This window comes from Ensifer canadensis, from assembly GCF_017488845.2.
GTDB lineage: Bacteria > Pseudomonadota > Alphaproteobacteria > Rhizobiales > Rhizobiaceae > Ensifer > Ensifer canadensis.
Genome location: NZ_CP083375.1, coordinates 155,885 through 171,794, shown reverse-complemented (window position 1 = coordinate 171,794; position 15,910 = coordinate 155,885). Strand labels below are relative to the sequence as shown.

Genomic DNA, 15,910 nt, shown 5'->3' with positions numbered 1-15,910 from the left:
CGGAAGATTCCGTCGGGCCATTACACCCAGTTGTGCAGTTGACCGATTGAGATGTCGCCACGATTGAGCCGTTCCAGCAAATCGATAATGCCTCTCTGCCGCACATCTGTGACCTGGGAATTATCCGGGGGCTCGCTAACATCAGGTGCAATCTCAGCGCCCTGCTGTTGAAATTCCGTGACCAGATCGGACATCGGCCTGTTCAGGTCCCGCAGCATCGCATCGGCGAAGTCCACGACCAGATGCAGAAATTTCTGCATGGTTTCATGTTCGAACGACGCCTGATCGTAGGAATGGAAGATGTACAGGCGGCCATCGAGCTTCAGGAACTGAAAGAATATCGAGGCAAGAGACTGCTCTAGAAAATGGATCTTGCGCTGCTCCAACACGGCGTCCATGTAGGCTGAGACGCCATGTTTGCCGGCGATATTCACATTGGCGGTGTCTATGTCGGCACTGTCCAGGATGATGTCGCCGCGCATATCGCAAAACTCCGGATAGCCATCGAGACCAGCGATTTCCATCAGCTGTTTGAATTGCACCTTGGAGTTCTGCAAGGCATCCAACAATGTCTTGCGTACATCGCTCAGGAACTCGATCACGCTCTGATTTTCTTTCAGCTGGAACGGTATGAGGGCGATGTTCGAGAAATCCCCCAGGCACGCAGCGAGCGAAGCCCGATCTCTGTGATTGTGAACGACCTGGAGAACCGGCCTGCGATTACTGAGGAACCTCTGAAGGACAACGACGATGACGGCGGCGAACAGTTGTGTATAGGAAATTCCGTGCTGCCTGTTCAGATTTGCAATGCTGTCGTTGAGGGCCTCAGAAACCGGATTGATGTGATTGGCCGCCAGCTTGCGTGACAACGGCGCGGCTTCGGAGTGCTCCCGATAGGGGAGCCGCATTGCGACATCCACGCCGTCAAGCTTGTCGCGCCAGTATTCCTCTTGCTCCTTGGCGCCAAAGACCGAAGTGTCGTACTGCTGCAGCGCGTAAAGCCAATATTGCTCCAGCTCGTGCTCCCGATCTGCCGGTGCATCGGATTGTTCTGTGAGCGCCTGATAGGTCTCCATCAGTTGCGAGAAAAGCAGGCCGGACGTGAAGGCGTCTGCATGAGCATGGTGGGCGACCAGACCAAGATAGAAAGTTCCGTCTGTCTCGGTCAGCCACATTTTGATCGGACTGCTTCCGTCCCCCTCCAGCAATTGATGAGAGCGTTGACCTTGGATGAACTGATAAAAAGCCTCCGAACTGGGCATGGAGATATAGTCGAGAGATACGCAAACCAGCTCGGAAATGCATTGCGAATGGACATCGCCAAACTTGCAGTAGCGCGTCCGCAACAGGTCCTGCCGCCTTGCCAACAGGGTCAATGCATGTTGGAGACGCGGTAGGTCGACATCGACAGCTTGCAAGCGGAAGATATGAAAGACGTTCCAGGCGGTACTCTTCATCTCTTCCGTGATGTACAAATTCCGTTCCTGTTCCTGGGAAATCGGCACCCAAAGGCGACCAGGGATCAGGGAATTGAAGCTGGCGTTCAGGACTTCCTTTGAGTACCACCCCAATTGGTCGTCGATATCGACCGTTCGTGGAGCAACCAGCACCACCTTATCGGTATCCCTGAAGATCGCGATGCCGCTGGCAAGCACGTCGGATATGACATACTGCCGCTCCTCCTGATCCAGCTCCGACGCTATAGCCTCTAGGGTAAAGCTGGTCACGCCGACCGTGCGAGGCAGACTGGCCAAGCGGCTCTCGAACCAAGGATATTGTACGGAAGGCAGGGGCTGCGATATTGCTTGCTCTAACTTTTGCAATGCGTGTTCTGGCCGGGAGAAAGCCTCCAACTCAGTCAGATAATCGAGCAATTCCCCCGGTGTCTCCCTATCGAGTAGGTCCACCAATTGGACATTCGCTTCGGTCTGCTCATTGATCAGCGACACAAATCGGATGCTCATCAACGAGTCGAAACCCATCGCATTCCAGCCCGTATCCAGGCGCAATTCCTGCCAACGATTGCCAGTGATCTTCGCGACCTGTTGCAACAGCCAGTCCTTCGGTCCTTCAACGGTCGGCGAGGCCTGCTCGGTGGAGGCCGCCAACGTAGGGAGCAACCAACTGCGCGTGTCGGCGAACGGATAGCCCGGGAGCGAGAGCGGCACGAGCTCCTCAGCGCGGAAGAAACCTCTCGCGTCGAATTCGACCCCGTGGACGAACCACAGCGCCGCCCGGTCGAACGGGGCTGTCTTCCAATCAGCAACGCCCTTTCGCGCCTCGTGTTGAAATCTCAACCGATCCGCTTCATCGAGCGTAATCGTTCTTGCATCCACCTCATCCTCGCTTGTCATCAGGGCAATATTGCAAAGGATATTCGGATCCGCTTTCTGCGAAAGAATACATTCGAGCAGCTCCGCGAAATGTGCTTCGTCCCGCGCCAACACGGCAACGCGATAGCGCTGATGGTGGCGCCGCGAGAGCAGGTTGGCCGACAACTGCCTGAGGGAGAGCGGTTTGTTAGCGTTGCCGGTCAAGTGCTCGAGAAGATCGCGGCAGCGCTGGTGCAGAGCATCAGACGTATGCGCCGAAATCGCCATGAGTACTGGTCCCGCCGATCCCTCCTCAATCGCAGGAGACGTTGGTGGTAACCAGTCCGAGATCACGAGATGGGTATTAATGCCGGTGGCACTATAGGAGCTTACCCCGGCTCGGCGCGCTTCGGGTCGCCGCGGCCAAGGCTGTGCCTGGCTATTTATGTAGAAGGGTCCCGGCTCCTTCCCCAAGACCGAGTTGTTGGGGTCGATATTCGGAGTTGCGGGGATGACTTCATGATGCAGTGCTAGGATGGCTTTCAGCAGATGGGCCATGCCGGATGCGGCAAAGGAGTGTCCTACATTGTTCTCGACAGTGCCCAGTGCAATGCTCCGCTCCGGGCGCTGATCGAAGACTTTGTTCAAGCCCTGCAACTCGACCTTGTCGCCCAGCGGTGATCCACTGGCATTGGCCTCGAAGAAATCCAGGGAATTGATGTCTATGCCGAATTGCCGGTAGGTCGACGACAGCAACTCGGCCTGCGCCGCCCCGCTGGGTGCCGCGATACCCTGCGTCCGGCCATTATGATTGCTGCCCCAGGCATCAATGACGGCATATATTCGATCGCCGTCTCGTATTGCCTCCTCCAGAGGCTTGAGAACGACGGTGGCCACGGCCTCCCCGGGCAACATGCCCCGCGCCTCGGCGCCGAGACCGTTGACCTGACTTTCCCTGCTTAACAACCGATAATAGTGGCTGGTGGAGATCAGGTTCCGAGTGGAATACACCATCGCACCACCAGCGATCGCAACATTGCACTGGCCGAGCTTCAGGCTGTCGCAGGCATGCTTGACCGCCATCAACGAAGAGGCGCAGCCGGCGTCTATGGAAACTGTTGGGCCGTTCAGGTTGAGGTGGTAGGCAACACGCCCGGGAAGCGTCGACTGCGACACATGCGGCGCTATGCCAAGAATGTTTTGCACATGCAGATTGTAGTCGCCGCCGCTGCCGGCAAACACGCCCCAATGGGAACCCGCAAGCCTATCCGGCACCAGGCCTGCATCCTCCACCGCGCGCCAGGCTTCCTGCAGGAACAGCCGCTCGCTGGGCTCCATCATTTGCGCTTCGTTTGGGCTTATGTTGAAGAACGCGTGGTCGAAACCGTCGATGCGTTCGAACAGGCAGCCATGTTCAAGCGCCTCGTCCTCCAGCTCCGATGAAGCGAAACGGTCAGCGGGATAAGGTTGCAGCAGGCTCTTTCCGGCTGACAATTCCCGCCAGAATGCTTCCACGTTTTCCGCGCCGGGGAACCGCGCCGACATGCCAATGACGGCGACCTTGAAACCATCGCGCGGAACGACGGTCAAGGGAGATCCGGCAGGGGAGATTGCCGGCGCAAGCGCCGCACTGCCGGAACCAATCCACACCTGCGAACCCTGGGGAGGCGGTGTCGTTTCCACATCTCGCTCCAACGTGGCTTCGCGATTCATAGAGGCCAATATCGGGCCGATGACTTGCTGACTGCCGATGCTGTGATTACACAGGTCGAAATGATCCTTACCGTCCGCGATCACGGTTTTTACCTGGGGCATTTTCTCCGTCCAGGTGTCCAGCAATGGGAGCATCGAACCGAGGTCCCGTTGCAGCTTATGAAGATAGTTGGGATTATAGACCTCGTCGGACGTGGCCTTGGCGGATTCGGTTCGGAACATCAATATCTCTATCTCGCTAGGCCGAGGCAGAGGCTGCCAGCGATATTCCCGCATGCAACGCAGGTTATTCCGGTGTGTTTCCGACATAGAGCGCAGACGCAGGCGCAAGATATCCGGTGATTGCCGAACTCCTCGATGGACGATCCGTTCCACGAGACGATCTTCGATCGTGTCGGTGCTGATCTCCACGCCATCGGCTGTCGTCAATTCGGATGCGGTGATGACCAGATCTGGCCATTTGATCGCACCCGCCTTTTTGCGTTGCCGAAAGGCCGGATCGAGATGCAGCATGGCGATCATCAGGAAATTGGCATTTGTCAGCCAATTCTGTACCTCGTCCAGCGAGAAGATATCCTGATCCCTCTCTCGCGTTATGAGGGGTGTTTCGAGCATAAAAATCGACTTCACATGCCTGCCGGCTTGCTGGAGCACTCTTGCTACCGCGTAGGCAGCGACGCCTCCCATCGAAGCCCCCATCAGATGATAGGGACCGACAGGGTCCACCGCCTGGATGAGTTCAGCATAGTACCGCGCCATCTCTTCCGCATCGGCACAAGCCGGCTTCTTTGTTAGGAAGCCTCGCGCCTTGATCCCGATGATCCGACAATTGGTTCCCACGCCGGTCACCAGCTTGCTGAACATTGCGACATCGCCAGAGGCGGGGTGGAGGCAAAACAGGATCGGGCCATCACCCTCGCACTGAAGCGGTACGATTTCCTCGTAAGCTCCCCGCCCGTAGCGCAGCACATTTTCCTGCAACTCGGCACTGCTGAGTGGAGATGACTGCAAGCTATCCGACAGTTCCATGTCTGCCGTATTGCCGGCATCCCCCGTTCCACCAATGTCAAGACGCTCGACCATGTGCTTGGCAAGACCGATAATCGAGGGGTGGTCGAAGAGCACCGTCTCTTCCAGCTCCAGCGCCAGCTTTTCCGAGAGCTGATCGATGAAGCTCACCATGCGAATCGAGTCCACGCCCAGTTCGAAGAACGTAACGTCGTCGTCGAGGATCTCCGAAGCGGGATAGTGCAGGATCTCCTTTACCGCATCCTTCAGCCGCCGAATGACATCCGTAAGTATTTCATGACTGATAGAATCTTTCAGCCCTCCATTCCGAGCAGATGCTGGTTGGACCGCCGCACTCGCGAGTCGATCCGTTTCGCCGGGATCTGTGGCGGCAACGGCATGGCCACTCAACAGCCGAAATATGTGCTGGCAGAACTGCATCACAGTCGGATGGTCGAACAACACGGTTTCTTCCAGGCTGAGAGCAAGCGCCTTTGCCATGTCGTCCACAAAACCCACCATGCGAATGGAATCTATGCCCAACTCGAAGAATGTGGCGTTGTCGTCGATCTCGTCCGTTTTCTGGAAATGCAGCAGTTCCCTGACGGCATTCTTGACCTGACGGTCAATCGTTGACCGCGTAACGAGACCCGACGTCTGTTCGCTTGCCCCCGATGCATGTGGTTCACGGGAGCCTTGTTCATACATGTCCATGGAAATAGCCTCAGCTTCGGGCACGATGCCGACGGAAGCGACTGCAGTCGCATCCGGATGGCGCGAAGTTTGACGGAGTTTTTCCTGCGCGGGCGCCACGGACCGCCAATACTCCCGGGAATCGAAAGAATAGGCCGGCAACGCCAGCAGCCTGGGGTGCCCGTCCGGCCCCCTGTTTGGGTAAACATCGAGCCAGTTGACGGCTCCGCCTTTCACCCATTCTCGAACAACCGCCTCAAGACCCGAACGCTCTTGCGAAAAGCCCACCTCACCGGGACTAGCGAAACCGCCCACTTCGCCGCCGACGATAAACATGCTCGCCACATCTCCCGAACGGGCCAAAGCAATGGCACTGAGCTTGCGCATAAGTTCCTGCCGGCTGGCGACCACGAAACCGGTACGGATCTTCATCGCCTCGCGCCCGACATGCAGGGTGTAGGCGATGTCTTCAATTTCATATTCTGGATGGGCTGCCAGGTGATCGGACAAATTCCCGGCGATACGTTTCAGTGCATCCACTGTGCGGGCCGAGAGCGTGATGGCGACGAGCGGTTCGCGCGCTGCCTTTCCGCAATCTGCGTCGCTTGGCGCTTGCTCCACCACCATGGCGGCATACGTACCGCCAGCGCCGGCAGCGGTAACAAGGCACTTATGCGAACCGTCGAAACCCGACCAGGGACGGCCGTCGGTGACTAATTGCAGGCCGCTATCGGCCAATAGATCGTGATCCAGGCGCCTCTCATCGATCAGGGTCGGCGCCAAGGCCTGATGCTTCATCTGGGCCACGACTTTGCTCAACTGCGCCATGCCGGCGGCGGCCTCAAGGTGACCGGTGTTTGGCTTGACGCTGCCGATCAAACAAGGTGTCTGACGGGAGCGAAAGACGTTTTTCAGTGCACCCCACTCGATCGCATCACCCATGCTCGAGCCGTTGGCGGCAGACTCGACATATGAGATGTCGTCGACATCATTGCCCGACTTTTCGATAACATCGCGGATCAGTTGCTCCTGCTGAGCAAGGCTAGGCGCCGTATAGCCGTGTGTCCGCCCGCTATGGCTTAGCGCGGTGGCGGAAATTATCCCTTCTATTCTGTCGCCATCGGCAATGGCCGCATCCAACCGTTTCAGAATGATCGCGCCTGCTCCTTCGCCCGGGATAAAACCGGTTCCTTCGGCGGCGAAACAATGCACCCGTGCCTCGTCACTCAGCATCCCGAGTTTCTGCAAGGCCAAGTAATCATTGGGATGGAGATAGAGATTGACGGCCGCGGCAATCGCCAACTCGCAATCCCCATGCTGCAGATATTGGCAAGCGTGGTGGATCGCCGTGATAGACGAGGTGCACATCGTATCAAACGCAATACTGGGGCCTTTGACATCAAGGAAATACGACACACGATTGGCCATACCGGAAAACGAGGTCGAATTGACCTGACCGCTAACGCTCCCTTCAGATGAGACGTAATTGAAGCCGCTTTTGGTCGCCCCCACGCATACCGCAACTCTCTGGCCGTGCTGCTCCTTCAGGCGCTGGCGGGTGTAACCGCTATTTTCGAGCGCCTCCCAGCACGTCATAAGAACCAGTCGTTCCTGAGGGTCGATGGAATAGGCGTCTATGGGCGCAATCTGGAAAAATGACGGATCGAACTGAGCAAACCCTTCCAGGAAAGCCCCTTTCTTCCCTTGCAAGCTTGCGTGGATATTTCCATCCCCGGAGGCGGTTTCACCGTACCAACGCCAAGCGGGGATCTCGCTAATCTGGCTAGCTCCGGCATGAATTTGTTGCCAGAAGGCGTCCAGTGTCCCGGCATTCGGATAACGTCCGGCCATGCCGACAATCGCAATCGGCTGTTGACGGCGTCCCGCTCCATCCACCAACGTTTCAGATACGGCTTCACCGGACCGAGACCTGAGCGCCGACAAGCGATACCCGCTTGCGGAAATCGGCCTGTCAGCTAGGCCGACATGATCCACCGTGTCCTTTTTTAACCTAGCCGGCATCCGATTGACCGACACAAGCTTTTCCGTGGGAGCCTTCTGTCGGAGACCTTGTCCAACCAGATAGCCAGCCAGCGCCTCCAACGTCGAATATTCGTAAAATAGCGTCCGTGGCAGTTGTTGGAAGTCTTCGGCCAGAGCCTTGTTCAACTTGGCAATCATGACGGAATCCAAACCGAAATCCTGTAGGGCCTTATGCTCATCGATGTCGGCGACATCCAGTTTGGTCACGTCGCTGAGCATCTGCTTCAAATAAGGATAGAGGTCCTGGGCGCTTGGCCCTTCCTCACCTACACCGCATAGCTCGCGTGAGGGTTCCGTTTCAGGCAATAGTGCCTCACCGCCGCCTCGTTCGGGGTGAAGCCATTCGGACGCACGCAGCGTATTGGCGGCTGCGGCGTAATCGCCCGTACCCACGAACACTTGAGGTTTCGCCGAGGCGAGAATGCCATGCAGCATCTGCCTGCCCTGTTCATTCGAGATGGAGGCAAGGCCGTGCTGTTGCTCCAGCATGCCCGCAAGTTCAGGATCCAGCGCCATCCCACCTTCGCTCCACAACGGCCAGTTGATCGATACGCTACGCCCCAAACGTTTTTGGTCGAGCGACAGCCGGTTTCGATAATGGGCGAACTCGTCCATAAACGCGTTCGCCACCGAATAATCCCCTTGGCCCGGATTGCCCAGTACCGCGCTGATCGAGGAAAAGAGGACAAAGAAGTCCAGAGGTTGGTCCCGGGTGGCGCGGTCGAGATTGACCGTTCCCGCTACCTTGGCCGACAGAACCTCCCGAAACTCGATTGGGGATTTGCGCAAGAGATAAGCATCCCGAATGACCCCGGCGCAGTGAATCACACCACTTATGTCGCCATGCACGATACGGATATCATCGACACAATTGGCTAGAGCCGGCCCGTTGGAAACGTCAACCTGACGATATTCGATCCGTAGCCCCTGCTTCCTGAGGCTTTCAATTTCCTGACCGCGCGCTGAGCCCGCGATGCTCGAATAATCGCTGCGCGCAAGCAGGAATATCGTCGCGCTGTCATCGATCATGCCAACCCACTGGGCGCAGACCAGGGCCAGGGCTCCCGAACCACCGGTAATCAGATAGTTTCGTGGCCCACCGGGTTTCTCAACATTGGAAAGAGGAAGTGGCTGCGGCGCCAGGGGTAAAGTCCGCCAGGTCCGCACCTGCCGTCGAGAGCGGTAACGTACGATCACGTCTTTCCCATGCTGCATTTCGTCCTGAAGCAAAGTGAGCCAATTCTTTGCCTCTTGCTCAGCGTTTAGCTCGACAAATTGGCCGGACAGCAGCGGGCTCTCTTGCGTCGCCGTCTTCAGCAGAGCTGCGAGACCTGTCCAGGACTCATGCTGATCACCGGATACCGCCGCCACCTGTAACAACGTGCTCTTGCGCAGACCACTCTTCAGGAGATCCTGTATGTAGGTGAACAGGGCAACCGCACCATCTGCAAAGGCACCCTCCCCTATGTGAGGCAGAAAGCAGTGGGTCACCTCGGAGTTTCTCAACTCGCCTTCCAGCTTGGCCCGCTGTTCGTGATCAAGACCACAGAAAACAATGCGGCGATCCTCGAAGAGAGAAGGCATTGAGGAAGACTTGGCGATATCCGTCTCGATCCAGACCGGCTCGAAGAAATTCGCCGCATCATTTACGGGATTTTCTTCTTCACTGAATTGAGTGATGGCAGCCATCGGCGACTGCACGAAACCAGCCTGCCGCGGAATATAGGCGTGCTCAAGCCAGTGCGACCGCCCCCTGAACGGATAGGTCGGCAGGCTGATTTTGGACGGAGGAGCGTTTGTGTACAATTCCGCCCAAGGCATGCTGAAACCATGCAGCCACAAGCGGGCGATGCGGTGGTAATCCTGCTCGCCCACCCATTTCTTCAGCAGCTCCTGCATATCCCCCTGCTGGTCGAGGTAGCTGCCCAATGCATCTCGAGCGGCAGTCCTGGCGCTGAGCCAGGCAGGACTTTCGCTAACACCGGAACTGAATTCCTCCAGCGCCTTCAGCAGCTCGTCCATGTCGCTGACGACGAAGATCACCCGATGGTCCATGGGCTGGCGGCCGATTTGCAACGTGTAGGCAACCGAGGCAATGTCCGTGGCAGTAAGATCGCTCCCCTTCAGAAGGTCGTGCAAGCGTCGGCACATCAAAGGCAATTGTTCCTGCTTGTTGGCAGAAAGTGGCACCAGGTAGCGTGCGATGCTCCCGTCATCCCGATCGGCGACTTTTTCCTGGCGGTACTCTTGTAAGACCACATGCACATTGGATCCACCCGCACCGAAATTGCTGATACAGGCGGCAATAGGGGGCGAGACTTCCGGTGACCCGGCACCGGCAGGTTGGACGTCCCAATCGCTGAGCACACGCTGGACTTCAAATCCCGCGGTGGAAAAATTTATTGCCTTGTTGGCCTCGTCAGAGGTCAGCGTCGGCGCCCATTGCCTGTGCTTGAACTGCAGCAATATCTTGCTCAGACCCGCGATGAAGGCATTGGATTCCGTATGGCCGATGTTTGCCTTGATCGAACCGATCTTTCGATGGCCGCCATCGCCCAGACTGTGGAAGGCACGACTGAGCGCACTGACCTCGATGGGATCGCCCAAGGAAGTTCCGGTGCCATGCGCTTCGACATAGGCAATGCTTTGGATGGGCAAAACCGCCTCTCGCAGCGCCTGCTGGATTAGCTCGGCTTGTGCAATGGGGTTGGGGACCGTGAAGCCGTTGGTCTTGCCGCCGCTATTGACCCATGACGACTTGATGACGGCATAGATATTGTCCCCGTCCAGCCGCGCCTGCGACAGCGGTTTCAGCAAAACGGCGCCTACGCCCTCGCCCAGCAAAGTGCCATCAGCCCCTTGCCCGAATGGCTGGCAGCGCCCGTTGTTCGAGAGCATCCCCGTCTGCGTGTACTGTATCAGGCGGCTCGGATGCAGGATGAGGTTCACGCCGCCAACAATTGCAGCGCTGCAATTGCCCGCACGGATTGCCTGGCAAGCGAGGTGAAACGCGGTGCCTGAAGACGCACAGGCGGCATCGACCGCAATACTCGGCCCGTGCAGGTCGAAGTGATAGGAAACGCGATTGGCGATCTGATAGTAGTCGGTATGACGATATTGTTCGGCATGCTGTAGCGCATGCAGGTTGGCATACATGGCGTAGTCGTTGGAGAGCACACCGACGAACACGCCCGTCGACCTATCCAACGTCTGCTTTGTATAGCCGGCATCCTCGCACAGCCCCCACACTACTTGCAGGAACAGACGCTGCTGTGGGTCCATCAGCTCTGCTTCTTTCGGAGTTATGCCGAAAATTTCCGCGTCAAACCGGTCGATATCGTCAATGTAGCCCGCGCGGTCCATGCTCCCGCGCAACGACGCGGAAATCCCCGGGAAGGATCGTTCCATCAGTTGTCGCCGAGCCTCCGGCAGGGGAGCGATCCGGCACTCTCCCGCTCGCAATATCCGCCACAGATCATCCATGCTCTCGGCGCCGGGATAGTTTCCGTGCAGACCGATAATCGCAATGTCTTCACGTACCGCAACATCATCTCTCGATGTCGAGGGCTGCGCGGTGATGTTCCGTTGCAAATCCGGCGCTTCGGACACCAGGGCGTCAACCGGCAGACCCGAGGGCACGGCGAGACCGTAGTCCCGTTGCAGGCTCTGCACGATGCTGTGCAGAGTGCGATGTTCAAACAAGAAGGTGGGAGACAGGCTGGGGACGACCTTGCTGATCGCGACAGTAATATTGACGATATCGATCGACTCCAGACCATATTTCTCAAGCTCTTCATGCTCGGAAATCTGGTCGGGACTGATCGCCAAGGCTTTGGCGAACAAGGTCTTGATCATCAGCACAAGCTCTGTCGGGCGGCCTTGGTAGTTGCCGTTCCGCGCATTGGCACTTCGCTCTCGCCCTGCGGCCTTCGCTGCCGGCATTTTCCTCGAAGAGTCTTCAAGATCGCCGAAGGCAACGCTCGATCGTTCGGCGATCCTTACATAGTCCACGTCGAATTGCACATCATCCGTCGCAAGCACGAACGGCGCCTTCGGTGCCTCCTTGGCGACCGTCTTCTGTTCCAGATAGACCTGATTGTCGAGCAGCAGCTGGAGTGAGCGCCGGTCGTAGACATAACGGCTTATCCCGTCCGATGCGCCATTGCCGGGTAGGGTTTTCTCAGGCGAGAGCTTGTCCAGGAATTGCAGAAAGGGCGTGTTCTTCTTGGAGGGAACGAAGCCGATGTGAAGCTCATCCAGCCGCGCGTCTTCGGCAATCGCCAGGAGGCGTTGAAGTATCCGATCCTCGACGGCACGCCCAAGCACGCGGCAACTCAAAAGGAAGGACTCGACGAAAAGACAATTCTCTTCGAACCGGTATGTCACGAGCCCCACGGTTCCGTAATCGCCGAATCGATCGGTGACCTGGATGACCAGCGGACGCAGCCCCTCGCTCTCTGGAAGAGAGGCAATTTCGGATTGATCCCTGCGGATCGTCGTGTTGTTGAACTGATTGGTGCGCAACGTCATTTGTGACGCCCGGTCCACTAAATCGGCCGTCAGCGGGTTGATCGCTACCTCTAGACCCAGCCCCTCCAGGAACTCCCTGAACGATACCACCGATTTCTTGAATTGCTCACGCTGGGACTGCTCCCTGTACATCTGCGTTCGTGAGCTATCCTCGCTTGTATGGGTCAGATGATCGAACGCCCACAACAACCGCGCCCAGCGGGAAAAGCGAAGATTGCTCTCGGTTAGGCAGATCGTGACAACGTCCGGGCAGCCGGCGCGCACTTCCGCGCACTCCATCGGGTTGTCATCAAAAAACACAAAACTGTTCAGGCCAAGATTGAGCTCGTCTGCCAATGCCTGGATGTTTTCCGACTTCGGCTGCCAGTTGATCTTCGAAGCAGCAATGTCTTCCCGTGTCAGCACCATGCCCGGATGCTGGTCGAATACCTTCCAAACATCCTCCTCTCTGTTCTTGCTGCACAGGCAAAGGATGTAGCCTTTCTCCAGCAAGCCTTTCATCGACCGCTGGAATTCCGAAAATTCGTGATCGATAGTCAGATTATTGACGTCGTCCTCCTCACCGCAAACCCCCTTCCACAGGGTATTGTCGCAGTCGAGAACGACGACTTTGTAAGGTTTCTGCATCTTCGCATTCAGCGTCCTGACGCAGAGCAACGCCAGGAACCGATAATAGTCCTGAACAAAGGGAATATGCGCGATCCGATCCCGCGATGCGTCGCCGATCAGATGGCTGTCGATGTCATAGACGGCATGATGGTCGCGAGCGATCACCGTGGTCAGATTTGGAGTATCCTTATCGAGCGTCAGCAGCTGCGCCTGTATTTCCTCGATAAGGGCGGCGCCGCGACGATCCTCCGGATCGAGGCCGGGCTCCGGGCAAACCACCAGCAATTGCCAGGCGCGGCTTCGCCGGCAAAACTCACCGAGCGCGGTCGCAAATTCCTCTGCGACTTGCCGGATGAAATCTTCTCCTTTGGAGAGATTAAGGCCAGCCGGACCCCAGTAGTCTTTGCGCTCATGGACCCAATCGCCGATACGCAGGAAAACGATATTGACGGTGCCAGAATCCGTATTCAGCAGGCTGGCGGGGTTAAGCAGATCAGGCATGATCTGGCTGTAGCCGGTCTGCTGAACCACGTAGTCACGAGGCAAGAAGTCCAGCCACTCCTTGAATTCTTCGATAAGGGGATCCAAGGTAAAGCTTCCGGTCAACATTATAGCCGACGCATTGCTCTTGGCTTTGCCCGTGCCAAACTCCGTTATCAGCTTCGTATGATCCGTCGTCGTCACCAGTGCATTGACAACCTGCATGGCAACATCGTCGGGAGAAATGGCATTGAAGATCCGGGCGGGAGTGTTGCTCATTTCCGTGAGAAGGTTTGCAGGCCTGGCAATGAGGGTTCTGATGGACGGATGTTCCTCGGCAAGCTTCGCAAGCACTGCCTCGACCTGCTGCTTCAGCTCGACATAATGAGAAAAACCCTTGGGCTTGGTCTCGACCATGGTCGATGAGATGGCGGCGCACACGCCGCCGCTTTGCTCAAGCAGATCGGAGAACGTGGTGATCGGAGCCTCGACCATTTGACGGTTATGGGCGATATATTCGGCTCGACGGGAGGCGGTGGACTCCTCCTCTTCCATGCGCAGGGGTGGCTGGCAGGCATTGCAAACGAGAATGTCCAGTCGCCCGTGTTTCTCCAGCAGCTCGGTCCTCAGACCATCACACCAATCACTATCGCTGGCATCTCCCCGGTACAAGGTTACCGCCAAGCCATTATCTTCGAGGTCGTCTGCGATTGCCCGCGCCTGCGCTTCACTGCTCAGGAAGTTCAGGTAGACATGGCAGCCAAGTGCGGCAAGGCTCTTGACCATGGACGCACCAAGACCGCGTGCGCTACCCGTGACAAGCGCGACCTTGCCGGCCAAGAGCCCCCGTTCTCCATCAGGTATCTTTGCAAGATAATCGGCGACCGGCCTATCATTGAACTCTTTTCGGACAAAGGATTTCAGCTGGCCATGCGCGACGACGGAGTGTGCCGCATGCACGCTCAGCTCGGTTTCTAGCAATCCATATCCTGGATTGTAGAATTGCGTCTTATGGGAATAGCCCAACTCGCCATTAGTCCCGCGCGCCTCGAAGGTCAGCTGCATGGATGAGAAAAGCGCTCTTTTTCCGGGGAGCTTCATGCCTACCAAGAAGCTGCAAAGCGAAACTACCTCCAAGACCGCCCTTCCGAAAACCCGATATGCGATCGGATAATAGTCTTGCAGACCTTTCGGCGAATAGGTCCCACTGAGCTCGATGTCCCCAAGCAACGCATCTTCGACATAGTCGCAGGCTTCGCACGATGCTTCATCGCTTCCGTTTGCAGGCGGCGTCATCACTTCGGCAAGCTCAAGCTCGGCAGATCCCGTCAGCGGCGCCCAGGAAATACACAACTGCATGAGCGCGGTCGAACCATCCCGCAAGGAGATGATGCAGCTATCTTCACCGTCCTGGTCCAGCTGATAAGTATATTTCTGGTCGCAGAAAATTGGGTTCTTGAAATTGACCGACAACTCTTTGACACGCACGGGTTCGGAAATCCCGGTCTTTTCCAAAGCGGCCAGAACCGCAATCGCACCATGCACGATACACCCTCCAAACGGTGAGCGCCTGGCATAGTTCCGGTTCATGTGCAGAGGGTTGAAGTCCCTGCTGATACTGGCAAAGGCGGAAACATCTGAGTTTGTAAATGTATGAATGCCGTCGACAGAGTTAGCATTTTCTCCGAAGAATGATGTCGTCGCCATGAAATGATCTTTCACCAATGACTAGAGTTAATATCGGCGTACTGATGCTGTTACGTGGCTCATCGCAAATCGCTAAAGCTCAGATGCGCTACCGGCAGCGTGAGCTTGCGGTTGTCGTCTCTAAAGCAGCGCAGTCCGCGCCATTCCGATGCACCCCATCCGCCGGCAAGCAGTAGGGCCACTTAATCGTTCGGCTCATTCTTGTCGTTTCGGTCGTCCGCAGCATCTGGGAAAAATTCCAGAGACATGACATCAAGTGTTTGGACACATGGACGCGCCAACCGCATGCGCAAATCTGGGGTGATGGCACGACTGAACCGCACCGGGTTTGCCGGAGGCTCCAACTTCTGAGAGAGTGGAGTCGATATGAACAAGACAACGAACAAGTTTTCACCTGAAGTCCGTGAGCCTGCGATCCGCATGGCTCTGGATCACGAAGCAGAACATCCGTCACGGTGGGCCGCCGTTTCATCTATTGCGGCCAAGATTGGCTGCTCGGCAGCCACGCTGCATGAATGGGTGAAGAAGACTGAGGTCGATACCGGCAAACGAGCAGGCCTGCCGAGCGATGTGGCCGAGAAGATGAAAGCTCTTGAGCGGGAGAACCGCGAGCTTCGTCAAGCCAACGAGATATTGCGCACGGCGTCTGCTTATTTCGCCCAGGCGGAGCTCGACCGCCCCTTCAAACGATGATCTCGTTCATCGACGAAAACCGTGGCGTGTTCGGGGTCGAGCCGCTCTTCAGACTATTGTGCTCTTTAAGGGAATTGAACCCCGCGCACCCCTATTCGATTTACGGCTGCATCGCGCAAATC

1 protein-coding gene, 1 pseudogene and 1 other annotated feature are annotated in these 15,910 nt (G+C 56.9%); of the genes and pseudogenes, one reads left to right on the top strand and one right to left on the bottom strand.

The genetic code is table 11. The features are described from left to right. Nucleotides 1-20: 20 nt before the first annotated feature. Nucleotides 21-15,095 carry an SDR family NAD(P)-dependent oxidoreductase gene (locus J3R84_RS38445; RefSeq protein WP_203528975.1) on the bottom strand — a complete coding sequence of 5,025 codons (15,075 nt, stop codon included), beginning with the start codon at nt 15,093-15,095 and terminating at the stop codon, nt 21-23. 366 nt (nt 15,096-15,461) lie between these two features. On the opposite strand from J3R84_RS38445, the pseudogene J3R84_RS38440 reads away from it, so the two are divergent. Continuing rightward, a pseudogene (locus tag J3R84_RS38440) lies at nt 15,462-15,847 on the top strand (transposase); the annotation flags it as partial. Next, nucleotides 15,743-15,872, top strand: a sequence feature (AL1L pseudoknot). (Overlaps the previous pseudogene by 105 nt.) Nucleotides 15,873-15,910 lie beyond the last annotated feature (38 nt).